The organism is Pseudoalteromonas sp. SWYJ118, assembly GCF_015864505.1.
Classification (GTDB): domain Bacteria; phylum Pseudomonadota; class Gammaproteobacteria; order Enterobacterales; family Alteromonadaceae; genus Pseudoalteromonas; species Pseudoalteromonas arctica.
In genome coordinates this window covers 38,524-65,356 of the sequence record NZ_JADYXC010000016.1, presented here as the reverse complement: position 1 = coordinate 65,356, position 26,833 = coordinate 38,524, and the positions used below count along the sequence as shown (strand labels likewise).

General features: G+C 38.9%; 21 protein-coding genes and 1 tRNA gene. 16 read left to right on the top strand and 6 right to left on the bottom strand.

Annotated features, from left to right (window positions below):
• Nucleotides 1-21: 21 nt before the first annotated feature.
• From I6F48_RS14630 to I6F48_RS14590, 9 genes are all read left to right on the top strand, one after another.
• Nucleotides 22-1,365, top strand: a complete 1,344-nt coding sequence (locus I6F48_RS14630) for an N-acetylmuramoyl-L-alanine amidase (protein ID WP_197119722.1) — start codon at nucleotides 22-24, stop codon at nucleotides 1,363-1,365.
• A 32-nt stretch (nucleotides 1,366-1,397) separates the two neighbouring features.
• Nucleotides 1,398-3,245, top strand: a complete 1,848-nt coding sequence (mutL, locus tag I6F48_RS14625; protein ID WP_165740848.1) for a DNA mismatch repair endonuclease MutL — start codon at nucleotides 1,398-1,400, stop codon at nucleotides 3,243-3,245.
• A gap of 10 nt (nucleotides 3,246-3,255) precedes the next feature.
• Nucleotides 3,256-4,173, top strand: a complete 918-nt coding sequence (gene miaA / locus I6F48_RS14620; protein ID WP_197119721.1) for a tRNA (adenosine(37)-N6)-dimethylallyltransferase MiaA — start codon at nucleotides 3,256-3,258, stop codon at nucleotides 4,171-4,173.
• A 78-nt stretch (nucleotides 4,174-4,251) separates the two neighbouring features.
• Nucleotides 4,252-4,515: an RNA chaperone Hfq gene (gene hfq, locus I6F48_RS14615; protein WP_007586402.1), complete on the top strand. Its 264-nt coding sequence runs from the start codon at nucleotides 4,252-4,254 to the stop codon at nucleotides 4,513-4,515.
• A 15-nt stretch (nucleotides 4,516-4,530) separates the two neighbouring features.
• Nucleotides 4,531-5,820, top strand: coding sequence for a ribosome rescue GTPase HflX (hflX, locus tag I6F48_RS14610; RefSeq protein WP_197119720.1), 1,290 nt, complete (start codon nucleotides 4,531-4,533; stop codon nucleotides 5,818-5,820).
• A gap of 100 nt (nucleotides 5,821-5,920) precedes the next feature.
• Nucleotides 5,921-7,090, top strand: coding sequence for an FtsH protease activity modulator HflK (hflK, locus tag I6F48_RS14605; protein ID WP_010554352.1), 1,170 nt, complete (start codon nucleotides 5,921-5,923; stop codon nucleotides 7,088-7,090).
• Nucleotides 7,091-7,095: 5 nt separating this feature from the next.
• Nucleotides 7,096-7,974 carry a protease modulator HflC gene (gene hflC / locus I6F48_RS14600; RefSeq protein ID WP_010554353.1) on the top strand — a complete coding sequence of 293 codons (879 nt, stop codon included), beginning with the start codon at nucleotides 7,096-7,098 and terminating at the stop codon, nucleotides 7,972-7,974.
• 214 nt (nucleotides 7,975-8,188) lie between these two features.
• Complete coding sequence (locus I6F48_RS14595) at nucleotides 8,189-9,502, top strand: adenylosuccinate synthase (RefSeq protein WP_010554354.1); 1,314 nt, start codon at nucleotides 8,189-8,191, stop codon at nucleotides 9,500-9,502.
• 111 nt (nucleotides 9,503-9,613) lie between these two features.
• On the top strand, nucleotides 9,614-10,252 hold the full coding sequence (locus I6F48_RS14590; RefSeq protein WP_197119719.1) for a tetratricopeptide repeat protein: 639 nt from the start codon (nucleotides 9,614-9,616) through the stop codon (nucleotides 10,250-10,252).
• A gap of 70 nt (nucleotides 10,253-10,322) precedes the next feature.
• On the opposite strand, the gene I6F48_RS14585 is transcribed toward I6F48_RS14590, so the two are convergent.
• Entirely contained in the window at nucleotides 10,323-12,170 is a 1,848-nt protein-coding gene (locus I6F48_RS14585; RefSeq protein WP_007586413.1) for a cation:proton antiporter, read from the bottom strand.
• An 870-nt stretch (nucleotides 12,171-13,040) separates the two neighbouring features.
• On the opposite strand from I6F48_RS14585, the gene proB reads away from it, so the two are divergent.
• Nucleotides 13,041-14,147 (top strand): glutamate 5-kinase, encoded by a 1,107-nt coding sequence (gene proB, locus I6F48_RS14580; protein WP_010554355.1) that lies wholly within the window; start codon nucleotides 13,041-13,043, stop codon nucleotides 14,145-14,147.
• Nucleotides 14,144-15,391: a glutamate-5-semialdehyde dehydrogenase gene (locus tag I6F48_RS14575; RefSeq protein WP_007586417.1), complete on the top strand. Its 1,248-nt coding sequence runs from the start codon at nucleotides 14,144-14,146 to the stop codon at nucleotides 15,389-15,391. Before proB ends, I6F48_RS14575 begins: the two co-directional genes overlap by 4 nt.
• Before the next feature lie 76 nt (nucleotides 15,392-15,467).
• Here the strand turns inward: I6F48_RS14575 and I6F48_RS14570 are convergent, their stop codons facing one another.
• From I6F48_RS14570 to I6F48_RS14555, 4 genes are all read right to left on the bottom strand, one after another.
• On the bottom strand, nucleotides 15,468-17,675 hold the full coding sequence (locus tag I6F48_RS14570; protein ID WP_165741849.1) for a two-component system response regulator: 2,208 nt from the start codon (nucleotides 17,673-17,675) through the stop codon (nucleotides 15,468-15,470).
• 59 nt (nucleotides 17,676-17,734) lie between these two features.
• Entirely contained in the window at nucleotides 17,735-20,953 is a 3,219-nt protein-coding gene (locus tag I6F48_RS14565; RefSeq protein ID WP_197119718.1) for an ATP-binding protein, read from the bottom strand.
• Nucleotides 20,953-22,215, bottom strand: a complete 1,263-nt coding sequence (locus I6F48_RS14560) for an ABC transporter substrate-binding protein (protein ID WP_197119717.1) — start codon at nucleotides 22,213-22,215, stop codon at nucleotides 20,953-20,955. Before I6F48_RS14560 ends, I6F48_RS14565 begins: the two co-directional genes overlap by 1 nt.
• 179 nt (nucleotides 22,216-22,394) lie before the next feature.
• Nucleotides 22,395-22,470, bottom strand: a tRNA-Ala gene (locus I6F48_RS14555).
• Nucleotides 22,471-22,636: 166 nt separating this feature from the next.
• Here I6F48_RS14555 and I6F48_RS14550 point away from each other — a divergent pair.
• Nucleotides 22,637-23,032, top strand: coding sequence for a hypothetical protein (locus I6F48_RS14550; protein ID WP_010554359.1), 396 nt, complete (start codon nucleotides 22,637-22,639; stop codon nucleotides 23,030-23,032).
• 1 nt (nucleotide 23,033) lies between these two features.
• A complete protein-coding gene (locus I6F48_RS14545; RefSeq protein ID WP_197119716.1) occupies nucleotides 23,034-23,534 on the top strand; it encodes a prolyl-tRNA synthetase associated domain-containing protein in 501 nt (166 codons plus the stop codon).
• Here I6F48_RS14545 and I6F48_RS14540 read toward each other — a convergent pair.
• Complete coding sequence (locus tag I6F48_RS14540; RefSeq protein WP_197119715.1) at nucleotides 23,501-24,649, bottom strand: MFS transporter; 1,149 nt, start codon at nucleotides 24,647-24,649, stop codon at nucleotides 23,501-23,503. The genes I6F48_RS14545 and I6F48_RS14540 overlap by 34 nt on opposite strands.
• Nucleotides 24,650-24,847: 198 nt before the next feature.
• Between I6F48_RS14540 and I6F48_RS14535 the strand changes: the two genes are divergently transcribed.
• From I6F48_RS14535 to I6F48_RS14525, 3 genes are all read left to right on the top strand, one after another.
• Entirely contained in the window at nucleotides 24,848-25,387 is a 540-nt protein-coding gene (locus tag I6F48_RS14535) for a DUF2058 domain-containing protein (RefSeq protein WP_002957867.1), read from the top strand.
• A 183-nt stretch (nucleotides 25,388-25,570) separates the two neighbouring features.
• Nucleotides 25,571-25,894, top strand: a complete 324-nt coding sequence (locus I6F48_RS14530) for a c-type cytochrome (protein ID WP_002957866.1) — start codon at nucleotides 25,571-25,573, stop codon at nucleotides 25,892-25,894.
• Between the two features lie 165 nt (nucleotides 25,895-26,059).
• Nucleotides 26,060-26,827, top strand: coding sequence for a class II aldolase/adducin family protein (locus I6F48_RS14525; RefSeq protein ID WP_165741163.1), 768 nt, complete (start codon nucleotides 26,060-26,062; stop codon nucleotides 26,825-26,827).
• Nucleotides 26,828-26,833: the final 6 nt, after the last annotated feature.

The following is a 26,833-nucleotide window of genomic DNA, read 5'->3' as shown; positions in this document are numbered from 1 at the left end:
AGTTAAGGCAGTAATTATCAAATGAGCCGAGGTGTAGTTAAACTCTTTATTTACCTTATGGTTATTACCATAAGCTTGCCGCTGTGGGCCAAAAATACAATTAATAGTGTACGCGTATGGCCGTCCCCTGATAGTACGCGTGTGGTATTTGATTTAAATGATAAGCCTGACTTTAGCTATTTCATGCTTAAAAACCCAAGCCGCTTAGTAATTGATTTAGAAAACACTAGTGAATTAAAAATACTACCAGGTGTACCACCAAAACATCAAATAGTGAGCAAGCTACGCTACTCAAAACCTAAAAATAAGCACAGTGTTCGGTTAGTGTTTGAATTAAACGCACCAGTAAAGCCAGTTGTATTTGCTTTAGCGCCTACAGGCCCTTATAAAAACAGGCTCGTTGTTGATTTATACAATAAAAGCCAAGCTGCCACAGTTGTTTCTCCTGCTCAAACAGCAGCTAAAAACCGCCAGTTAAGCCAAGAGCGCAATATTGTGATTGCAATTGATGCGGGTCATGGCGGCGAAGATCCAGGTTCAATTGGTCCATCTGGCACGTACGAAAAAACAGTAACACTGCAAATTGCAAAACGTTTAGAGCGCATGATTGATGGCGAACGTGGGATGATTTCGCGCATGGTACGAAGCGGTGACTACTTTGTAAAACTTAATACGCGTACCAATCGTGCTCGTGAAAAAAAGGCCGACTTTTTTGTCTCTATTCATGCTGATGCATTTACGAGCCCGGGACCAAATGGTGCCTCTGTTTGGGTGTTGTCGTTAAGGCGTGCTAATTCAGAGATAGGTAAATGGATAGAAGATAAAGAAAAGCACTCTGAGCTTTTAGGTGGCGCTGCGGATGTAATGAAAGATGCCGCTAACGAAAAATACTTAGCGCAAGCATTACTTGATATGTCGATGGATCACTCTATGAAAACCGGCTTAAACGTAGCTGACGAAGTGGTTAAAGAGCTACGTAAAGTTGCTAAGCTGCATAAAAAAGATCCCCAACATGCGAGTCTTGCTGTACTTAAATCACCAGATATCCCATCAATTTTAGTAGAAACAGGGTTTATATCTAACCCACGAGAAGAAAAGCTGCTTAAAAGTGCTAACCATCAAGAGCGTTTGGCTAAAGCTATATTTACTTCAATTAAAAATTATTATTTAAAAAATCCACCCGATGATTCTTTATTTGCCAAATTAAAATCGCAATATCCAACAAAGCATAAAGTCCGCCCGGGTGAGTCTTTAAGTATGTTAGCGAGTCGCTATGGCATTACGGTCACTAAATTAAAACAAGTTAATAAGCTTAGCTCTAATACTTTATTTATTGGGCAAGAGCTCGATATACCGCAAAGCTAAATCATCACTAAAATATATCTGTTAGGAAATTAATGAATATTGAAATATTACCCGCGCGTTTAGCTAACCAAATTGCCGCAGGCGAAGTGGTAGAGCGCCCAGCGTCGGTAGTAAAAGAGTTGGTCGAAAACAGTTTAGATGCTGGCGCTACACGTATTCAAATAGATATAGAGCGTGGTGGTCATAAGCTTATTCGTATTCGCGACAACGGCTCAGGGATAAGCAAAGATGAGCTAACGCTTGCACTTTCTCGTCACGCTACGAGTAAATTAAAATCTCTAGATGACCTTGAAAATATTTGTTCACTTGGTTTTAGGGGCGAAGCGCTTGCGTCAATTAGCTCTGTATCGCGTTTAACGCTGAGCTCAAAACCTAAAGAGCAAGAAGCAGCCTGGCAAGCATTTGCAGAAGGTCGCGATATGGCCGTGCAAGTAAAGCCTGTAGCGCACCCTGATGGCACAACGATTGAAGTAAAAGATTTATTTTTTAATACCCCAGCAAGGCGTAAGTTTTTACGCACCGAAAAGACTGAATTTAGCCACATTGATGAGTTGATAAAGCGTATTGCGCTTAGTCGCTTTGATGTCTCTATTACACTAACTCACAACGAAAAAGTAGTAAGGCAGTATCGTGCGAAGACAGATCCCTCTCAGGCTATTACACGTGTAGCGCAAGTTGCAGGTAAGGCTTTTGCTGAGCAAGGTCTGCATATTCAATCAGGAGAGGGTGGCTTACAGCTGCATGGTTGGGTACTGCCTGTAGGTTCAGCTAATACGACTCAGTATACTTATGTTAATAATCGTATGATGCGCGATAAACTTATTCTGCATGCTATACGCCAAGCATTTGAAGAAGTAAGTGGAACACAAGAATTACCCGGTTTTGTCATTTATATTGATATAGACCCTCGCCAGGTTGATGTAAATGTTCATCCAGCTAAGCATGAAGTGCGCTTTCATCAAGGGCGCTTAATTCATGATTTTATATTGCAAGCGATTAAGCAGGTAGTAGTACCACTGCAAGGCGAATTTAGTAATGCACCGGTGAACACCGAAACTGAGTCCTCGCCAGCGTCCATGAGAACAACGCATAGCATTGCTAATAATATTCAGAGCGAAGCCGTGTTTGATTACCCTAAATCGCAATTACAGCCCTCTTATTCTGGAAGTGCTGGTAGCTCATCATCAGGCACTAGAACTGGTGGAGGTAATGGGGGATATCGGGCTACACCAAGTACGAGCCATCATGATGTAAACGCGTTTTATCAAGGTGTGAGTGAGCAACACGCTGCGCATTTTGATAATGTAGCAAACATACCCGTAGCACAACACCAGTTAGAGTCTGCGCATAATGTTTTAAAGACAGTTTCAATCATCAGTGTTAATGAAGGTGCGTGTGTATTTAGTGTTGAGCAGCAATTGTATTGCTCACATTTCAAATATGCATTGGTAGATGATTGGCATAATCAAATTAAAGAGTCCGGAAGTTTAGAAGGGAAAGCCCTTTTGCTGCCCGTAAGAGTAAACTTATCAAAAGAAGATTGCTTACTTATAGAAGCTCAGCAATCGTGGTTTACTTTACTTGGTTTTGAACTCGTAATAGAAAAACAGTTTGTAATGGTTAAAAAATTGCCAGCGTGCTTATATTTACTTGATGTAAGTACAGCGATAGGTGAGCTACTTGATGGGTGTAAAGCAGATCTTGAAAATATAGAGAATTGGTTAGAGTGGCAGATAAAATGTGTACCTCCCCGGTTTTATTTAAGCAATGTGTTTTTAGCGCAACAAATGCGCTTACAAAATAATCCGCAAACTATTGAACGCTTACGCGAAAAAGCAGTTAAAATAGAGCTAAATCACTATTTAATGCAATTAGATTAAGGTATCAGTGTTGAGTAATTTACCAGTCATATTTTTAATGGGTCCAACTGCTGCTGGTAAAACAGCATTGGCAATCTCACTGTGCGAGCATTTAAATACAGAAATAATCAGCGTTGATTCAGCGTTAGTGTATAAAGATATGAACATTGGTACTGCAAAACCCGATGCAGAAGAACTTGCTAAAGCTCCGCATCATCTGATCGACTTACTTGACCCGAGTGAAACATATTCAGTTGCTGATTTTAGGCGCGATGCAGTACAAAAAATTGACGAATTTCATAGACAAGGTAAAGTGCCTGTATTGGTTGGAGGTACAATGTTGTACTTTAAATCTTTAATTGATGGTTTATCGCCTTTGCCTGAAGCAGATACAGTAATAAGATCAGAGCTAGAAGCACAAGCTAAAGAATTTGGCTGGCCTCATTTATATAAAGAATTAGTTAAAGTTGACCCAAAAGCAGCCGAAAAAATAAGTGAGAATGACTCACAAAGAATTAATCGAGCTTTAGAGGTTTACAGGTTAACTGGTAAGACCATGACTGAGTTGCAAAAGCAAAAACAGCCGGCTTTACCTTATACTTTTCATCAATTTGCGATTGCACCGCAAGAACGTAGCGAATTACATCGCCGAATTGAAGAAAGGTTTAAAATAATGATTGATCAGGGGTTTGAAAATGAAGTTTCGACCCTATATCTACGTAAGGATTTACACCCCAATATGCCTTCTATTCGTTGTGTTGGTTATAGACAAATGTGGGATTACCTTGCGGGTGAAACAAGCCATGATGAAATGGTTTTTCGTGGCATCGTAGCAACACGTCAATTGGCAAAACGTCAGTTAACGTGGCTTCGTAGCTGGCCTGATGTTACTTGGTTAACAACGGGTGACGAAGAAAACTTGCATCGTGTAGTAAGTTCGCTAAGCTAGTAGTAGTTGAATATTGTTTTTTATCAAATAAGTTCAGCCACTTAATTATAATAACACCTAGAACGAAGGAACAATAACATGGCAAAAGGCCAATCGTTACAAGACCCATTTTTGAATGCACTACGACGTGAGCGCATTCCAGTATCAATCTTTTTGGTAAATGGCATAAAATTACAAGGCAAAATTCAGTCATTTGACCAATTTGTTATTTTACTAGAGAACACCGTAAATCAAATGGTTTATAAGCATGCAATTTCAACAGTTGTCCCTGCTCGCGCAGTTAACTTCCAAGCAGTTCAAGGGAGTGAAGACACTGAAGAACCAGAAGCTGGTAACTTTTAATTAGGAGCATAATGTTTGTTTGACCGCTATGAATCCGGCGAACAGGCAATTTTAGTTCATATCGACTTACCTAAAGAAGGGGATCGTGAAGATCTTCATGAATTAGAAATGTTGGTATCTTCTGCTGGTGTTAGTAGTTTGGCGGTTGTGCAAGGCAGCCGTCAAGCACCACATCCGAAACTATTCGTCGGTACCGGTAAAGCAGAAGAAATAGCTGAGATTGTCAAAATCCACAATGCAGATGTCGTAATTTTCAATCATCAACTCAGGCCGTCACAAGAGCGTAATTTAGAGCGTGTTTGTCAGTGTCGTGTGCTTGATAGAACGACGCTAATTCTTGATATTTTTGCCCAACGTGCACGTACCCATGAGGGTAAGCTGCAGGTTGAATTGGCACAACTTCGCCATATGTCGACTCGATTAATTCGGGGCTGGACCCATCTTGAACGCCAAAAAGGCGGGATTGGTTTACGTGGACCTGGTGAAACCCAACTTGAAACAGATAGACGATTACTTCGTGCCCGAATTCAAAATATCCGTGCGCGTTTAGCTAAAGTAGCAGTGCAACGCGAACAAGGTAGGCGAGCTCGTAATCGTAACGAAATACCTACGGTATCGTTAGTTGGCTATACCAATGCGGGTAAATCTACATTATTTAATCGAATTACGAATTCAGATGTATACGCGGCCGATCAGTTGTTTGCAACGCTTGACCCGACTCTACGTAAGCTTGAATTAGGTGATGTTGGTCCTGTTATCTTGGCTGATACAGTGGGCTTTATTCGTCATTTACCGCACGACTTAGTTGCTGCTTTTAAAGCAACGCTAACTGAAACTCGTGAAGCTGATTTACAGTTACATGTAATTGACGCAGCAGACTCTCGTCTTCAAGAAAATATTGAACAAGTACAATCGGTGCTTAAAGAAATTGAAGCCGATGAAGTACCACAGCTATTAATTTATAATAAAATTGATGCGCTGGATAACGTAAGCCCACGTATTGATCGAGATGACGAAGGCCAACCTATAAGAGTATGGCTTAGCGCTCAGACTGGTGAAGGGTGTGAATTACTTAGTGAGGCTATTAGTGAACTGCTTGCTAAGAAGATGTTTAACGAAACATTATTTCTTACGCCATTGTATGGTCGCCTAAGGGCTGCATTGTTTAGTTTAAATGCAGTACATGAAGAGCGATTTGATGAGCAAGGTAATTGGCTGTTAGATGTTAGAATGCCAATGGTTGAGTGGAATCGTTTAATTAAAGAATTTGGTCCTGAAATTGCTGGTTTTATCAACCGTAATTAAAAATTGACGTTTTAATGTCGGTTTTTGTATGAGAAACGCGGTAGATTTGTTAGATTTAACACAATTTCCTAATTTATTTAGATAACAATGGAGTATAGCTATGGCCTGGAATGAACCGGGTAATAATGGCAATGACAAAGATCCGTGGAATAATAAAGGCGGACGTGATCAAGGCCCACCTGATTTAGACGAGGTGTTCCGCAAGTTTAGTAACAAGTTCGGTGGCTTATTTGGCGGGAAAAAATCCGGCAATGGTAGCGGCGGTGGACTTGGCGGAGCCGGTATTTCATTCATACTTATTATCGCCGTTATTGTATGGGCGTTAAGTGGTATTTATACGGTTAAAGAAGCCGAGCGTGGTGTGGTTCTTCAATTTGGTAAATATGACCGAATTGCTGATCCTGGTCTGCGTTGGAAAATGACGTTTATTGAAACGGTAATCCCAGTAGATATTGAAGCAGTTCGTTCATTATCGGCTTCTGGTTTTATGCTTACTGAAGACGAAAACGTAGTGAGCGTTGAGTTTCAGGTGCAATACCGTGTTATTGACCCATACCTTTATGAATTTAGCGTAACTAACGCTGATAGTAGCTTAGAAGAAGCACTAGATAGTGCACTACGTTACGTTGTGGGCCATGCAAAAATGGACCAAGTATTAACTAATGGCCGTGAGGTTGTTCGTCAAAATACATGGGATGAGCTTAATAAGATTATCGAACCATATAACTTAGGTTTAATAGTTACTGACGTGAACTTTAAAGACTCTCGTCCGCCAACTGAAGTTAAAGATGCATTTGATGATGCGATTGCTGCACAAGAAGATGAAGAACGTTTCATTCGTGAAGCAGAAGCATATGCTCGTGAAATTGAACCGCGTGCTCGTGGTCAAGTAACGCGTATGACTCAAGAAGCGGAAGGTTACCAAGAGCGTATTACATTAGAAGCACAAGGTGAAGTAGCTCGTTTTGAAAAGCTACTACCTGAATATCAAGCAGCTAAAGAAGTTACTCGTGAGCGCTTATACATTGATGCAATGGAAGAAGTGTTAGGGAGTAGTTCTAAAATATTGGTTGATGTTAAAGGCGGTAATAACATGCTTTATTTACCACTTGATAAGATCATGGATAAGCAAGGGACAGCAACACGTGTTGCACTTCCAAGCTCTAGTGATATTCAAGATTTACGCAATAAAGTAAATACGTCGCGCAATAGCTCTGTTAATAGTGGCAATGACCGCTTTAACAACGACCGCTTCAATGATGGGAGATAATCATAATGAAAAACTTTAGTTTAGTAATACTATTAGCTGCCATTGTTATGTCTTTCTCATCGGTATTTGTTGTACCTGAAGGGCAAAAAGCAATTGTAATGTTATTTAGTAAAGTACAAAAAGACAGTGACGATCAAGCGATTGTATATGGCCCAGGCCTACAATTTAAGGTGCCATTTTTTAGCCAAGTACGTCGTATTGATGCACGTATTCAAACGCTAGATGGTGCGCCGGATCGCTTTGTTACTAGTGAGAAAAAAGACTTAATTGTTGATTCGTTTGTAAAATGGCGTGTTAATGACTTTAGCGCTTTTTACTTACGTGCCCGTGGCGATAAGCAATATGCTGAAACGCTACTTAAACAAAAAGTAAATAATGGTCTTCGTACAAACTTTGGTACACGTACAATTCGTGAAATTGTATCAGGTGAGCGTAGCGAGTTGATGGAAGAAGCGTTAGTACAAGCTTCTGAAAGTGCACGTGAGCTAGGTATTGAAGTACTAGACGTACGTGTTAAGCAAATCAACCTACCACAAGAAGTGAGTAGCTCTATTTACCAACGTATGCGCGCTGAGCGTACTGCTGTTGCAAAAGAGCATCGTTCTGAAGGTCAGGAAAAAGCCGAGACTATTCGTGCGGGTGTTGACCGTCGTGTAACAGTAATGCTTGCCGATGCAGAGCGTAATGCGCGTTCTGTACGTGGTCAAGGCGATGCTGATGCCGCAGGCATCTATGCAAGCGCGTATAACAAAGACCCTGAGTTCTTTAGTTTTGTGCGTTCGCTTGAGGCTTACAAAAAGACTTTTAAAAATAAGCAAGACGTTATGGTGCTTTCACCAGATAGCGACTTCTTCCAATATATGAAAGGCGCTAAAGCTCAATAGGCTTTACGTTAATTATTTAAAAGTTAAAAAGCCTCGCATTTGCGGGGCTTTTTGTTAAACACAGTCTAGTGCTTTAAATCACTGTTATTTATGTGGTTATTAGCTAATATTTGGATATAACAAATGCGCGCAGAAAAAATAAGCTGAACAGGGGTGATCTTTACTTTAGTTTTCTGGTAAAATCTCGTCCTAATTTTCTCTAAGTGAATTTACGATGGGTAAAAACGTTGTTGTATTAGGCACCCAATGGGGTGACGAAGGAAAGGGTAAGGTAGTTGATCTCCTTACAGACAAAGCATCTTTAGTAGTTCGTTATCAAGGTGGCCACAATGCGGGTCATACTTTAGTTATCGAAGGTGAAAAGACGGTTCTACACCTTATTCCATCGGGTGTATTACGTGACAATGTTAAATGTGTGATTGGTAATGGTGTAGTTTTATCACCAGAAGCGCTAATGAGAGAAATTGGCATGCTTGAAGAACGCGGCGTACCAGTACGTGAGCGTCTTTTAATAAGTGAAGCATGTCCGCTAATCTTGCCTTTCCATGTTGCATTAGATGTAGCCCGCGAAACTGCTCGTGGCGATAAGCCAATTGGTACAACTGGCCGTGGTATCGGTCCTGCGTACGAAGATAAAGTGGCTCGCCGTGGTTTACGCGTAGGCGATTTATTTAATCCTGAATTATTTGCAGCTAAATTAAAAGAAGTTCTTGAATACCATAACTTCACTTTAGTTAACTACTACAAAGTAGACGCTGTAGATTTCCAAAAAACGTTTGATGATGCAATGGCTGTTGCTGATATCTTAAAAGCAATGGTTGTAGATGTAACTGAGCTTTTAGATCAAACGCGTTTAGCAGGCGAAAACATTTTATTTGAAGGTGCACAAGGTACGTTACTTGATATCGATCACGGTACTTACCCTTATGTAACATCTTCAAATACTACAGCTGGTGGCGTTGCGACTGGTGCAGGTTTTGGTCCATTAAACCTTGATTACGTTTTAGGTATTATTAAAGCGTACACTACACGTGTTGGTTCAGGTCCTTTCCCTACAGAGCTTTACGACGGTCTTGAGAAACAAGATCCAGTTGGTAAGCACTTAGGTGATAAAGGCCATGAGTTTGGCGCTACAACAGGTCGACTTCGTCGTACTGGTTGGTTAGATGCAGTGGCTATGCGCCGTGCGGTTCAAATCAACAGTATTTCAGGTTTTTGTTTAACTAAGCTTGATGTTTTAGACGGCTTAGAAACGCTTAAAATCTGTATTGGTTACAAGCTTGAAGATGGCACAGTTACTAACGTAACACCATTAGCAGCTGAAGGTTACGATAAAGTAACGCCAGTATACGAAGAAATGCCAGGTTGGTCAGAAAACACTGTTGGTGTAACGAGTCTTGACGGTTTACCAAAAGCTGCGATTGACTACATCAAGCGTATTGAAGAAATTACGGGTGTTCCAATTGATATTATTTCTACAGGTCCAGACCGCGTAGAAACTATGGTACTTCGCAACCCGTTTGCGTAATTACTATTAGATAAAAAAAGCTGCCGAGTGCAGCTTTTTTTTGTGTCTAAAATTCACCTTGGAACGATCTTTGTATATCATTTAATAAGTTTATTTTTATAAGTGGTGAGCATGCGTTTATTTTCTCGTAATTGCGTATTAAGGCTTTCGTTAATTTCGTTGTCTTTATTTATATCAACCAATAGCTTAGCTACAGAAAGCCCTGCTGCTGTACCGCTGTATACAGAATCTGAGCTAATTGCGTTAATAAATAAAAATACGCATTTAGCGCGGGTAAAGGCAGATGATTGCCAGTTAGTGCAAGATATAGAAGCACGAGCCAATAAAATGGCATTGCCGTCTTATCAATTTTTATACGGCGATATGCTGGCTTATAACGTGTGCGTGGATCGTAATGTAGAGTTAGGTGTGTATTACATGCGAAAAGCGGCTGAACAAGGCTTAGCGACAGCGCTAGAGCAGTTAGGGCGTTACTACGACATCGGGCGTTTAGTTCAGCAAGATAAAGCAATGGCAATTACGTATTTGCGTGAAGCGTCGTCGCAAGGCAATTTAAAAGCACAACTACGTTTGGTTAAATTATTTAATGATGGCTATGGCAGCCCGCGTGATTTTGAAGATGCATACCGTTGGCTATTTAATTCTATGGTCGCAGATAAAGCGACTCATAAAAAAATTGAGCGAGCGCTGACTAAGTTAGCGCAAAAAATGCCAGATAGTGTGGTTGCGCGAGCTCGCCTTCCTATTTAATGGCTCTTAAAAAACAAAACCCTAACTTTTTAAGTTAGGGTTTTTGAGTTTTTACAGGTAGTAAAAGTGTTTAACTTTCTTCTTTAGCCTTTGTTTGCGGGTCTTTTAAGACCGACATTTTAGGCGGCTGTAATGCAACAACACGCTCGCCTTCTTGCGGCGGTTTTTCCATGTTGATTGTAAACGGTCTTAGCTTAATTGGCGTATCGTCGTCGCTGTCTTTATCACCTTTAAGAATAAACAAAGGGATAGCCTCAGGGTTCATTTCTAGGTATTGCTCCCAGCTAAACTCATCCGAGATACGTGTTGAACTAACCTTACCGCCTTTAGCTATGATACTGCTCAAACGTGCGTATGAGCCTTCGTCGCCAAACAATATTTGTCTAGATAAAAACGTTGCACTGTCTTTATTTGCTTTAGCATGCGACGTTGATGAGCGAAGCGAAAATACATTTTTTTCATTAAGTAAATGCGAAAAGTATTGAACGCCTAGCGCATTATGATGACGGTTTGGCGATAGCGCTAAGACACTGCGAATAGTTGTTAGAGGTAAGTAGCGTTCAGCATGCTCTGATTGCGGGTTACCATAATAACAAGCTAAGCCATCCATACGTGCCATTCTGCAGTTTTCCCATGCAGGATCTGAAAGGTGAACCGGAATATTCTGCTCTTGTAAGCCGCGTCCAATTGCACGCGATACATGGTTTGCACCAATAATTAATATTGTGTTTGGCGATGGTTGGCGTACACCTAATAGCTTGGCAACAGGGATGGCTGTTAAGCTTTGCAGCACAACCGTAATGATGATCACCGTAAATATAAGTGGCACCATCTTTTCAGCATCAGCAACGCCAGCTTCCATCATACTTAGTGCAAATACCGACCCAACGGCTGCGGCAACTATACCGCGTGGAGCAATCCAGGCAAGTACCAAGCGAGACTTCATTGGTAAGTCAGTACCAAAGGTCGAAATAGCAATACACAGTGGGCGTGCAACAAAAAGCACAATAGCTAAAAATATAAATACATCGCTGTCGAGCATCATCAAATCAGAAAGCTGTAAACGTGCTGCAAGTAAAATAAACAGCGTTGATATTAATATCATCGACAAGTCTTCTTTAAACTCAAGTACAGAATCTATTTCTAAATCGTCTTGGTTCGCAAGCCAAATACCAAATACAGTTACTGCTAATAAGCCTGATTCATGGCTTAAATAGTTTGATACAGAAAAACTAATAAGGACTAGTGCTAAAATTCCAAACTTATGTAATTCAAATGGCAGCCACTCGCGACGCATTAATAGGGTTGTTAGCCAACCTGCAGCAACACCAATACTTAAACCAACACCCAGGGTTTTAACTAAAGCAATAATAGTATGACTAAATACTTCGCCTTGGCCTACAAGCATTACAGCTTCAAATACCAATACAGCAAATAATGCGCCAATTGGGTCTATTACAATACCTTCCCAGCGAAGTATGCGGTCTATGTCTTGTGTTGGACGCATTGAGTTTAATAGCGGTGCTATAACGGTAGGGCCAGTAACAACGAGTACTGCGCCTAGTACCGCAGCAACACGCCAATTGAGCTCAAGCAACCAGTAGGCGCTTAAGCTAATAATAATGCAGGTAGTAAGCATACCGATTGAGCAGAGATTCCTTACAACTTTTCCTATCCCTTTTAATTCTCTGAAATGCAGAGTTAAGGAACCTTCAAATAAAATGATGGCAACGCTTAGTGATACTACTGGAAACAGTAAATCACCTAACAATGCATCAGGGTCTAAAACACCACTAAATGGTCCAAGTAAAAGACCAGTAAGCAATAAAAAAAGAATAGCGGGTACTCTAAAAGCCCACGCGACCCATTGGGCAAGCACAGAGCAAAGTGCGATACCGGCTATGTAAATTGCTGACATAGATTAAGAATTCCTTATTTATAACGATATGTTTAGAAAGTATAACTTTTGTTAATTATTAATACAGGGGTATACACCGGAAACTGAAATATTACTAATCAATTTTAGCTGCTTATAAAAGATTAGTAGGCTTAAATTATTTAGCGAGAACTTAGCCACCTTATTTTAAAGTGTATTAATTGTTTAATTTATTGAATTTTAATAACAATATAAAGGGTATGAGTGTTTCGTATTAACTTAGTTCGAATTTTAACCTTGATTTTAAAGGGGTATTTGGTGTATTATACTTCGTGTTCTAATAATTAGTCATCTAACGAAGTTTATTGAAGATAAAACAGGCTTGTTAATCTTAACGTCATTTTTAATCTTTATAATCATGTGTTAGTGATGTTTCTAGTATTTGAGCATTATAAAATATCATTTGCCGAATTCTTGGTATGGTTTTGCCAAACAAGTTTATTTAATTATTTAAGTAAATAAAGGTTTGAGTTGAACTATTACTTTCAATATTTAGCCCCCCATCGTGGCGGTTAAATCTCGGTCCTTTGGTCTTCACCCTATCTGTTGGTGTATCAGACTTTAGAGGCTCTATGTATGTTGTTAATAAAAAAGCCACACACAGCTTTTTACAGCGATGCATAAACAACACTTTTAAATTTTTTGATTAGTGCTGCTCAATATTATTGGGTTGTTGCTACTTTTACTTGACCTCAAATCTAAGCTTCTTGTTTTAGATATGGTTTTTGCGTGTGTGTAAAAAAGTGTTGCCTAAATGAAAAGAAAAATTCGAAGCTATGTTTTAAACCTAGCTACTTAGTTTTAGCTCGTCTAATTAAGATGAGCGCAGATAAAATGGAAAGTTGAGCATTTATGCAAAAGTTAAATTGGCGACGTATCGTACTTAAAGTAGGTAGTGCATTAATTGCACCAGATCAAGATGGCTGCCGTTCGCGTTACATATTAACCATCGCACAGTTCATTGTTCGTTGTCGTGCCCGTGGAATCGAGGTGATTTTAGTATCATCGGGTTCTGTAGCGGCTGGAGCGCATTTATTCCCATCAGACAAACCTCGCTCTGTGGTGATGAAAAAAGCAATGGCAGCAGCAGGCCAAACAGAAATGATCGCCATGTGGGACCGCTTTTTTGACTTTCCATCTGCGCAACTATTATTAACGCACGGCGATTTACGTGACCGCGAGCGTTACCAAAGTATTCGCGAAACAGTGTTTACTTTGCTTGAGCATGGTGTTTTTCCTATCATTAATGAAAATGATGCTGTAACTACCGACGACTTAAGAGTGGGTGATAACGACAACTTATCAGCAATGGTCGCAGCAGCAGCCGATGCCGATGCTTTATTAATATTCTCAGACGTTGATGGGTTATATGATAAAAACCCTAACTTACATGATGATGCGGTGTTACTGCCTGAAATAAAATCAATTGATGAATCTATTTATGCTATGGCAGGATGTGCTACAAGTGCTGTTGGTACTGGTGGCATGAAAACCAAAATAGAAGCGGCAGAAAAAGCAACGTCACATGGTATCGCGACTTATATTATAAACGGCTTTAAAGAAGAAACATTTACGAAACTGCTAGCTGGGGAAAATCCTGGTAGCGTATTTTTACCGTACGAAAAGCCGATGCAAGATTCTGTACATTGGATGACACATACAGCAAATGAGCAAGGTGAAGTTGTTGTTGATGGATCATTTGATGAATCCCTTGAAGGTGAAAGTGGATGTATTCGCGGTGATGAAATCATGGAAGTCCATGGTGAATTTGCTGTTGGTGATACCATTTTAGTACGTAGTGAAGACGGTACGCGTTTAGCTAAAGCGACCGCAAATTATAGTAGCTGTTTGTTAAACTTTATTGCAGACAACGAACAGAGTGAATTCAGCGAAAAAATGCAGGATTCAATTGGACCAGTTATATCTGAAAAACATATCGCATTATTGGAGAAGTCATGAGTTTAATTACGGACATTTCACGCCAGACAGCTAAAGCTGCCCATACACTTGCTTTACTCGATACCGAGACTAAAAATCAAGTACTAGTTGAAATGGCAGCGGCATTAAGAGAGCAAAAAGCATTTATAATCAAAGAAAACGAAAGTGACCTAAGCGCAGCACGCGACAATAACTTAGCAGCCTCAATGATCGACCGCTTAACGCTAAACGATGAGCGTATTGAAGCAATGGCAGAAGGTATTGAAGTAATCGTAAGCCTGGACGATCCTGTTGGTCAGTTACGTGATATTACAGAGCGTCCAAATGGCATTAAAATTCGTAAAATGCGCGTACCTCTTGGCGTTGTATGTATGATTTACGAAGCACGCCCAAATGTAACAGCAGACGCTGGCGCATTATGTTTTAAATCAGGTAATGGCGTAATTTTACGTGGCGGTAAAGAAGCACTTAAAAGTTCGCAAGCTATCGCAAGTGTAATGCACAGCGTACTTGAAAAGCATAACTTACCAGTATCACTTATTTCAGTGATTCCAGATCCAGATCGTGCACTATTAATGGAATTAATGCAGCAACGTGAAAGCATTGACTTAATAATTCCACGTGGCGGTGAAGGCTTAATTAACTTTGTTACTGAAAACAGTACGATCCCAGTAATTCAGCATTACAAAGGCGTTTGTCATCTATATGTAGATAAAGATGCAGACCTAGAAATTGCGCTTAACTTACTACTTAACGGTAAAACGCAGCGTACCGGTGTTTGTAATGCACTTGAGGGCTTAGTAGTTCATCAAGATGTTGCAGATGAGTTTTTAAATCTGTGCGCAGTTGTATTACGCCAAGAAGGTGTAAAAATAAATGCTGACAGCTTTGCAGCTAAATACTTTGATAATGCAACTGTGTTAGCCGATAACGAATTTGGTGAAGAATATCTAGACCTAGAAATCGCTATTCGCGTTGTACCAAACTTTACGGCAGCGGTTGAACACATTGCACAGTTTGGTTCAAACCACACTGAAGTAATTTGTACTAAAAACGCAGCCGCTGCAGAGCTATTCCAGCGTAGTGTTGATGCTTCTGTAGTTATGGTTAATACATCATCTCGCTTTTCTGATGGCTCACAGCTGGGTCTAGGCGCAGAGATTGGTATAGCAACTTCTAAGCTTCATGCATACGGCCCTATGGGACTTGAGTCACTGACTACTGAGAAGTACTTAGTGAATGGTGAAGGCCAAGTTCGCGAGTAACCGCTAAAGCTTAATTTCATTAAAAAGCCGAGTATGGAAATACTCGGCTTTTTTGTTTTTTCAGACTACTCTGTAATTAATTTAGTTTTTCAAGCCAGTCGCTTGCAGGTTCAGGCCTGTGTAAATAATAGCCTTGAAGAATAACTTCTGGATATTCTTGCAATAAATCAAAGTGGGACTGGTTCTCTACACCTTCAGCAACTATCTCGAGTTCAAATAAACGGCCTAAGCTTACAATCATATCAATAATTAGCTTATCGTTATTATCCGTCGGTGCTTCCAATACAAAAGAACGGTCAATTTTTAGTTCTTGTATGGGTAATTGTTTAAGATAAGTTAAACTCGAATATCCAGTACCAAAGTCATCAATTGATACCCTAATACCTAGCTTCTTGAGAAAGTGAACAGCCTCAATAGCCGCTTCCATGTGATTAAGCAATGTACCTTCAATTATCTCAATAGTGAGTTGCTGAGGATTAATGCTATGTTGCTTTATTTGTTGGCTAATAAAGCTTAAAAAGCGCGCTTCATGAAAGTGCCTGCCACTTACATTAATTGATAGGTTTAACTCAGGGTGAGTTTTACTAAGTTGCGTTAATATTTCAAGTGCATTTGAAGTTACCCAGCAATCTAAGTCATAAATTATATCTGACTCTTCGGCTATAGATATAAACTCACCAGGGCTAATGAAGCCTTTTTGAGGATGCTCCCATCTTAATAAAACCTCAGCCCCTTTAAGGGTTTGGCTTCGGTCAAATTGGGATTGTAAATATAGGGATAACTCATTATTTGAGATTGCTTTACGTAAATCTTGCTCTATTTCAAAACGGCGTTTTGCTTGCTCGCCAAACGAAGTATCAAAAAAGGTAACTCTATTGCCGCCTTTTTCTTTTGCTTTGTAACAAGCTGCCTCACAGTTACGGATTGTTTCTATAGCGCTTTCCCACTGATCTTCTCGAGGAAAAATATACGTGCCAATACTTACTGTTAAGCTAACGTCTTGTTCATCAACGACAAAGGGGTGGTTTACACTTATGATCAGTTCTTGGGCTTTATTTTCAGCCATAGCTTGGGCTCTGATCCTGCCAACGCCTTTTTCAACTGTACACAGTACTGCAAATTCATCACTGCCTAAGCGAGCAATAACATCTTTTTTACTCACCTTAGAATGAATTCGTTTAGTTAATTCTTTTAAAATGTTATCGCCAGCGAGTAGGCCTAATCCATCATTTATTGAGTGGAAGCTGTCTATGTCAATAATATAAATATAGGCATAACTATTTTCGGTACTACAAACCTGAAGTTGCTGCTCTAACTGCTTTAAAAAACCATTTCGGTTGGGCAAACCTGTAAGTTCATCATGCCATGTGAGGTAGTGAATTCTTTCTTGCGTTATCTTAACGCTAGAAATATCACTAAATACACCAATATAGTGCACGTTGGTATCTTGCTCGCCTCTTACCATACTAAGAGTTAATAACTCAGGATAAAGCTCGCCATTTTTTCGTCTGGTTACTAGCTCTCCACTCCAATATCCTGCTTGGTTTGCATGATGCCATACTTGATCAAAGCTAATACTAGGGTGGTTATTTTGTTTAATATCGTGCAACTGCATTTGCAGGGAGTCAGATTCAGAGTAACCTGTAATCCGGCAAAATGAAGGGTTTACGGCAATAATTTTTCCGTTACTGTCGGTAATAACAACGCCATCAGCGGTTCCCGTTAGGGCTTGATAAAATAACTTTTGTTTTGAGGAGAGTTCTTTTAATTCTTCTTCACGCTGACTTAACTCTTTCGCCAGTGACTCTATTTCAAGTAGTTTGTCGTGCAGGTCAAAGTTTTTTTCTATAAGCCTATCTAGCATGCCTTGAGCGGTAATGTGAGTGCGAATGCGTGCTCTAACGAGCGCTAGCTTGTAAGGTTTGTGTATGTAGTCAATTGCGCCCATAGCAAAGCCTTTTTCTTCAGACTCTTCCTCGGTAAGCGCAGTTACAAATATGACGGGGATGCCTTTGGTATTTTGTTTCGCTTTGAGTATATTACATACTTCGTAGCCGTCCATGCCGGGCATCATTATGTCTAATAAAATCAAGTCAGGCCTAGTTGACTCAATAAAGATCAAAGCCTGCTCACCACTAGTAGAAATACGTACATCGTAGTCAGTTAAAAGTCCTTCTACTAATACGTGTAAATTACTAGGTTCGTCATCAACAATAAGAATTAAAGGTTTATGCTTTTGTTCTGTGGTTAATCCATTATTGTTTGCGAGGTAATTTGAATGCACTATCTGTCCTTCTCTGCGTTCTTTACAATATTAAATCTAGTTCAGGTTAGTGGTTATGCCTAATTTTTATTATCGTTTCTATACTTATCAATAAGCTCAATTACTAACGCGTAGTTAAAATGATCAATTGCTTCTTTGAGCTTAAATAGAGAGTGGTCTCTCTCATATTGATTCATTTCTAGCTGTCTAATCAAACTGCTAGGTACGGGGCGAGCCGTTAATGCTAATGAGTATATATTATCAATAACTGAGTCTTCGTTTTCTAGTTCATGTTGCTGTATATGTTCTTTTTTAAAGCTGTAAGCTATCAAAAATTGTTTTACAGCAAAAAGTGTAAGTATTAATTGCTCATTAAAATGAGATAAATTAATACTTTTCTTATCTATTAAGCTTTTCTCAACACTTTGCGCACTTTGTTGCAGTAGCTCAAAGCCTAATGTGCCGGCCAAGCCTTTGAGTGTATGTACTAGTCGAATTAAGCTTTCTAACTCTCCATTTTTGATTAATATATCAGCTTTAATCGAAAAGTCATTGTAATCGTTGACAAACTGAGTAAATAATTTAGCTAACAATTCGTCATTGTTTTCTAGGTTTTCTTTTGCTAAAGGCAGGTTTATAGTGCTCAGAGATTCGCTACTTTGCAGATGCTTTTCTATACTTTCGTAAAGCGCATCAAAAATAATCGGTTTTACTAAAAAGTCATCCATACCCGCTCTAAACGCTGCTTTTTTATCATTAGGATCTGCGGCTGCCGTAATTGCAATTATGGGAGTTTTGTAGCCTCGCTCTCTTAATATGCTTGTTGCTTCAAGCCCATCCATAACTGGCATTTGAACATCCATAAAAATAATATCGATGTCATTTATCTCTACTTTATCTAATGCATCATGTCCATTATCAGCAATGATCACGGTCATATCTAATTTTGCTAAAAGGGCGGAGGCTATTTCTTGGTTAATTCTATTATCATCAACAACTAATGCATTAAAACCCGAGAATTTAGGGTGAGGCTTTAATTGCTTTTCTTTGAAATTATTTGGTGAAAGCTTTCTTAAAATTTCAACTTCACTATTTTTATTACCAATAATTATAATGTCTATATTTTCATTTTTTGCAATTGGCTCAGGAGACTCTTCATCGGTAATTAATAAAATCAGTGTCAATTTTTCATTAACGTTTTTATTTTGAGCGTACAGTTGTTGTAAAATAAAGTTATCGTTGAGCTCTTTTTTTTCTATCGACATTATTACAATACTAAATGGGCTACTAGGCTGAGACATTTTTGCAATGGCTCTTAATGGTTCTTGTGTTGTTTCTGTCGTTATATTTATATCACTTAGTAAGTCCATTAATTTTTTAATTTGGTCATTATCAGGGCTAATTAATAAGGCGTGTTTTTTAAGCTTTTGTTGCTCAGATAAAGTAAAGGGTAGAGTAAAGAAAAACTCGCTACCTTGATTAATCGTGCTCCTTACTTGTATATCTCCGCCCAGCAATTTAGTTAATTGTTTGCTTATAGTGAGTCCTAAACCAGTCCCACCATACTTTCTTGTTGTGCTTGAATCACCTTGCGAGAAAGACTGGAATATAATTTTTGATTGCTCTTCAGTCATCCCAATACCCGTGTCTTTTATACTAAAGCGAAGGTTTATTGTTTTTTCGTGTTGAGATGTCGCTTCTATAATTAATGATATTTCACCATGCTCAGTAAACTTAATTGCGTTACCTACACAGTTATTTATTATTTGACTTAAGTGCATTGGATCGCCAATAAGTTCAAGCCCTGCATCAACGTGTAAAGTAAAGTTTAATAACAAGCCTTTTTGCTTAGCATTTGTTGAGAATAAATTTTGAACGTTAGAAACTATAGTATGTAAGGTAAAAGGGATTTGCTCTAACTGAACTTTTTCCGATTCTAGTTTAGAAAAATCCAGAATATTATTTAAAATCTGCAATAAATTTTGAGCACTTGAAAAAGCTTTATCTGCGTAGTGTTTTTGCCTTGAGGGAAGCTCGCTGCTTTGTAAGAGTTGCAACATACCTAATATGCCATTCATTGGGGTGCGAAGTTCATGACTCATATTGGCTACAAAATCTATTTTTGTTTTATTGGCTTTATCAGTTTGCTCCATAGCACTCGTCAGGTCGGCATTCATTGCTTCCATTTGGGAATTTAATACGCGGGTTTCATTGAGTAGCTCTTTGGTTTGCTTATTTTTTAAATATAAAGCGTTGGCTGCTTTTATTACCGACGCTATTTCAGTTTGATTTTGGCTGGTATTTGAAATGGTTACTGGCTTTTCGTTATTCATGTCTTTAAGTAATAAAGTGAGCTGGGTAATCGGTTTTATAACCGATCTAAAAATAAAATAGCTTAATAATAAAATGATTAACATAATTAAAACGGCAAATATATTTGCCTGTTCTGTATTTTTTGTTAAGTGGCTACTTAGTAGCTCTTCTGTTTCGGTTAGTTTATTTTTTTCTATATTTTTAATTTCATTAGTTAAATACAGCAATTCGTTTTCTATGCCTGTAAGCACTACATTTACAGAAAAAGTGTAGCTACGGGTGAGTAATACAAGTTGGTTATAAGCTTGTTTTAAGCTTGTTGTTTTATTGGAGAGGGATTCATTTATTACAGAGGTGCTCGTTAGTTTTTTATGTAAGTGATTTAAGTTTTGTTTTACATTTTGTGCTTCATCAAAATTAGGTTTATAGAGATAGCTTATAATTGCGTGTTTTAAATTACTTATTGTGAGTAAAACATCGTTAAAAATAACTTTATTATCATTGTTTGAAGACCCTTCTAAATCACTAATTGTTACCTGTAGGTCATCAATAGGCTGTTTGAACTGAGTAGTGTAAAGGTGTTCGCGTTTTTGTCTGTTTACGACAACTTGGCCAAATGTATCTTGGTAATTATTTAGATACTCGCCAAGGCGTATTAGTGAGTTTTGATACTCAGGGGTCTGGTTTTGAGTGTTTGTTTTTAGCTGCTCGAGATTTAGATTTGCCTTATTTAAATAAAAATTAAATTTGGTAATCGTATTTTCATTTGCATTGTCAATAAATGAAACTGCATGCCCTTGCAGGGAAATAATATCGTTTTCTAAGTGATTCACAGCTTCACTTTGAATAAGCGCGTTATGCTGCGACTTTTGCAAGTTAAGTAAGGACGTTTGCGAATAGTTAAACAAATAGCTTTGTAAAAGAAGTAATCCAATCAGCGAACACAAAGCTAATATTATTTTTGATTTAATTGAATTTATTATCATTATCGGCTAATCAACTCATACCATTTTTGTAGACTGTAGTCATAGGTTGGCATAACTGTATTCCATACTGCTACATTGCTAAAGCGTTTATAGTAACTACCACCATTACGTTGCGCACCAGCTTTAATAGCTACGTCGCCATTTGTATTTAATAAGTCTATGTTTGTTGCTTTTCCACCGTACCAGTAATCCCATTCGGCCGGCGATAAGAGTAGTTTAGAGCGTTGTGGGTTACTAATGTAATAACCTTGGCGAGCAATAAATGCACCAGGCCAGCCTGAAAGCCACCAATTCATATAATCGTAAGCTGCATCTTTTACGCTACTTTGTGTTTGTGACGATAAACACATAACACCATGCCAGCCTCGGTAGCCTTCTTTTGGCGCGGCAAAACGAATATTAATATTTTGGCTGTTTAACGCAGAGACGGCAGGCGAAAACATACTTTCTATATGGGCTCGCTTACTTTTCATAAATTCAATCGACTCAGGAACCGAGTTCCAATAGCCACTAAAGTGACCTTGGCGTTTAAAGTCGAGTAATATACTAAACAATCTATCAAGTTCTGGGCGAGTCATCGCACCTATATTTTTAAATTTTATAAGCCCTTTACTTTGCGCTGCTAGGGCTAGGTCAAATAGTCCAATGGTAGGCGCATTTACGATAGCTACTTTACCTCTGTTCTCGTCATCAAGCAGCCAACTCCAGCTTTCGGTTTCGTATGCTATACCGGGCTTAATAAAATCGGTGTTGTAACCAAAAGAGTCAACATTATGCACATAAGGTAAAAAGCTAATATGATCGCTTTCTTGTGAGCTTAATGTGCCATCGGGTTGAACATTTAATAATTTATAGGGAGCATCACCTGCACCAATACTTGCAGTTTCGGTTAGTTTTCCCGTTTTAGTAAGTGGATTTATCTCGTTAAAGTAGGTGAGTCGTTTTTTTTCTATTGGCTGTATAGAACCTGCATCCCAAAGCACATTAATGCTGTTTGACCATTGTTCGTATAAATCAAAGGAGCTAGGGTCCATTGATGCCTTTTGCAAAACAGCAGCGCTGCCTGCGGGAGTAAATTCTATATTAATACCCAAGTCACTCATCGCTTGTTTGCGGATAGCCTCTTGGAGTGTTACATGCGTACCAAGTACTCTTAATGTGACTTTTTTTCGGGCAAAAACATAAGGCGCATGTGTTATTGCACCAGCTGTTAAACCTATTGCAGCTAGCTTTTTTAGCGTTGAACGCTTAGGTATGTCCATGTTAAGCCTAAAGTACTAATGTGTGACATTATGTATAGCTAAGAACTTGTAAAGACACAAGTTGAATGGATAAATTTAAAATTATATAAAATGAAAAACTAGAATAGTAGGGTGTCAAAAAATAATAAAAACAATGGAAAAATAGAAGAGTAGAGCGAATTTGAAAAGGAGTAGGAAAGTGGTGGAGCTAAGCAGGATCGAACTGCTGACCTCCTGCGTGCAAGGCAGGCGCTCTCCCAGCTGAGCTATAGCCCCACATTCCTAAATTACATATAATGTAACTGCTTGACTGCTGAGTTCCAAGCGGGACGAACTTTAAGTTTTTTTATAAATTTGGTCAAGTATTTTTTCGTAAATTTTCACTGTTTACGTCAATTTTTGTTAGACTCGGCTTAATTCAAAACTAAAACGATAAAAAACAATGAAAAAATGTGTTCTAGCGCTTATGGTTTTACTCGCTGGCTGTGCCTCAAATGATGAGCCGCCTTTTGAAATAAATAATAAACAGTTTCACGAAAAGCAAGATGAGCAAGGCAATAAGCTTTTTGCTTATGTTGTTTCGGTAAAAGCTAAGCATCGTGAAAACTTTAACCTAGACCGTGGTCCTAACAATAGACCAAGCCGTGGTGAGGTTAAGCAGTATATAGAGAAAGAGCATTTTGAAGAGTCGAGCATTCTGAAGTTGCAGCTAGAAGATCAAGCAGTTGAATTATTAAATCAAGAGCTAAAAGAGCGTGAGTATTGCGATAACAAACATGAAGTTAATGATGTTTTATGGCGAGATTTGAGCGTACAGCTAAGAGGACGTTGCTTGTAATATGTTGGCTGATAAAACTAAGTTAGCAGAGCTTTTAGTGGACCTAAATATTACTTACGATGCAATAGAACATCCGCCGCTACATACTAGCTTAGCGGCTGATGAGTTTATGATTGAGCGCCCAGGTACTCGTCTTAAAAACCTATTTTTACGCGATAACGAAGGCAAGCGACACTTTTTAGTTATTACAGCGCACAATAAGCAACTCGATTTAAAGGCACTATCAAAGCAACAAGGGCTTTCGCGTTTAGGGTTTGCATCGAGTGAACGCTTAGCAACGTATTTAAAAGTGGCTCCTGGGTGTGTATCTATGTTGGCTCTTTTAAATGATAAGCAAAACGAAGTGAGCTTATGGGTTGACCAAGATATTTGGGGTGGTGATTTGTTTCATTGTCATCCGTTTGAAAACACCCAAACATGGTTGCTTAGTAAAGCTGATTTAGAAACATTTTTTAATCACACAAAGCATCAACCGCGCGTTGTATTTTTACCCTCAAAATAAGCCCACATAATTAACGATAAACCGCATAAGCAAACCGCGAGCAGCGTAAACATAAACGCTGTTTGCCCATGATGTTGGTATACCACACCGGGTAATAACGACCCCAATGCCCCACCACTGTAATAAAACGATACATATCCGCCATTGGTTACGCTTGGCGGGGCTTTACTTATTTTATTAACGAGCGGTGCGGCAGTTGAATGAATCACAAACATAGCACCACAAAACAAAGTAAATGCGATTAAAAATAAGCTAAGCTGGTGGCTCATTAATAAAATAATACTCACACTATAAAAACTAAATACCGCAGTTAATAAATGCCAAGGCGAAGGGACTTTTTTAAGTAACCAAGGTGCAGCAATAGAGGCGAGGGCACCAACTAAATAACCACTGTAAACTAAACCTATGTCACGAGTATTGGTAATTAAAAACGTGTTTTGTAATATAAACGGTAAGTAATTAAGTAATGCAGCAAAACAAAAAAACATACAAAAGACGGCACCGTACACTTTAAGGATAGCGCCTTCTTTAAGTTGTTTAATGTAATCCAGAGGAGAGAGCTGCGGCGGTGTAGCTGGGTTTGTAAAGCGAGAATGCTTAATTGTCAAAGCTAAGCAAATAAGCATAAAAGCAATTACGTAATAAAAGCTCTGCCAATTCCATAAGTCGCTAAACAAAGCTGCGAGCACACGACCAAAGTAACCACCAACTATACTGCTACCAATATATAGGGTCATATTTTTTTGAAGTGTATCAGCGCTATAACTCATACCTATATAGCTAGTCATTGCTGTTAAAGCTGCAGGGAGTGTTAAACCTTGTAAAAATCTGACTAATAATAAAAGCTCAAAGCTAGGTACATAAATAAAAAGTAAGCAGCTAAGGCCTAAAAGCACCATTGCAATACGTAATATAAGTAGTGGATTTATTTTTGCTAAAAATAAACCATAAACGAGCGGGGCAATGGCTAAGGGCAGCATAGTTGCAGTCATTAAGCTGCCAGCTACCGCAGGTGCTACATTAAATTCGCTCGCAAAAAGGCTAAGTAGGGGTTGGGGTGCATAAAGCACAAAAAATATAAATACCGAGCAAACGAGTAGATGAGGTAAACGCATTATATGGCTCGTGCATTTGCTGATTGGTTGCGTGGTATTGTATTAAAAATTGCTTTTAATTCATAATTAAAACCATAGTCATTGCGCTATATCATGGTTTGTTTTAACTAGTTTGCTAGATTAATGTCGATAGCGCTGTTATTTGAACTCGTTGGTGATTAAAATAGCGATAATATTAGTTTTTAGTGGAACAAAGCCATGGGTTCATTACAAGACCAATTGCTTCAAGCAGGATTAACAACATCGCATAATGCTAAAGTTGCTAAATCAGAAAAGCGTAAGCAACAAAAAAAGCAAAAGAAAGGGGCTACTAGCAACCCAAGTGATCTGCAAAAGCATATTCAACAAACCAAGCTAGAGCAGCAAAAAAAAGCTGAAGAGCTTAACCAAACACGCCAAGTAAGCTTAAAGCAGCGCGAGCAAGAAGCGCGTGTTAAACAAATTTTAGAGCACCACAACCAAGACGCTATTCGTGGTGAGCGCACATTTAATTTTACTTATCAAAATAAAGTAAAAAATATCGACGTAAACGAGAAAACGCAAAAAGCGTTATCGGGCGGTCGTTTAGCTATTTGTGTACTAGAAGGGCAATTTTACGTATTAGACGACGAACCAGCACGCAAAGTGGCTGAAGTTGACGAAAAGTATATTGTTTTTCATGTAGAGCCAGAAAACAAACCAAAAGATGAAGATGACCCGTACGCAGACTTTGAAGTACCAGATGATATAGTGTGGTAATAGTCCATTAAGGGTAAGCTCATTTTTATTTGCTAAAGTATATAAAAGTGAGACAGAAACGAGTTAGCGGTTTTTGGTTAAGTTGATCGTCTAGCGTCGTTTCGTACGTATGCTTTTTATTTGATTGTTTACTACAATCAATAGAACAGTTTTTCTAACCGTCAAAAAAGAAGAGTAAATACAATGAGCAAGATGAAAACACTACTATTAGGCGCGGGCATTACTTTAGCCGCAAGCTTCTCGTTTAATGCAGCTGCTGCCGATGGCGCTGCACTCTATACCGCTAAAAATTGTCAAACTTGTCATGGCGCTGAAGGTAAAGCACCAATTATGGGTATGTACCCTAAACTAAACGGTCAAAACAAAGACTACTTAGTAGCGCAAATGAAAGACATCAAATCAGGTGCACGTAATAACGGTATGACCATGGCTATGAAAGCAATGGTTGCAACGGTAACTGATGAAGAGTTTGAAGCAATTGCAGATTACCTAGCTAACGTAAAATAATTTACGCAGTTATACCATTTTAATACAATTGGTATTTTAGTTTTACAAACAGCCACACAATAGTGTGGCTGTTTTGTTTGGTGTTTGCTATAAAATAGAGACTGCTTTAGACTTCTAAACATCTGTTCGTACAGGTTAATAATGTACGTTTTTAAAAGGCTTATTATGTTTGATTTACCCCAACTCGATTTAAAAAATAAAGTATCGGCACAAGAGTGGCAACTGCGTATTGATTTAGCTGCGTGTTACAGACTGGTAGAGCACTTTCGTTGGGGGGATTTGATCTATACGCATTTATCAGCACGTTTGCCTGGCACCGATCATTACTTAGTGAATGCCTTTAGTTTAACCTTTGATGAAGTAACTGCGTCTAATTTAGTAAAGGTCGACTTAGCCGGTAACATTATTGACGATACGCCATTTAGTATTAATCCTGCTGGTTTTACTATCCACAGTGCGATTCATGAGGTACGCGAAGACGCTCATTGTGTTATTCACCTTCATACTAAAGAAACAATCGCAGTCGCTACACAAAAAAATGGTTTATTACCGCTTAGCCAGTATTCAATGTTTTCACTGCCATCGCTTTCTTACCATGGCTACGAAGGGCTTGCGGTAAATGACGATGAGAGAAAAGTACTGCAAGACGATTTGGGCAGCACTAACCATATGTTATTGGTAAACCACGGTGGCTTAACAGTAGGCCCAACTGTGGGTGATGCGTTTATGCGTTTTTATGATTTACAACGCGCGTGCGAAATACAATTAGCGCTACAATCAAGCTCGCAAGAGGTTATTGAAGTGCCGCAACCTATAATCGACAATATTTATAATCAAGCAAACGTAGTACACAGTGGTAGCACTGGCGGGCAACTTGCGTGGCCTGCTATGTTACGTAAAGCGTATCGACTTGACCCTAGTTTTGCAAAATAACCCATA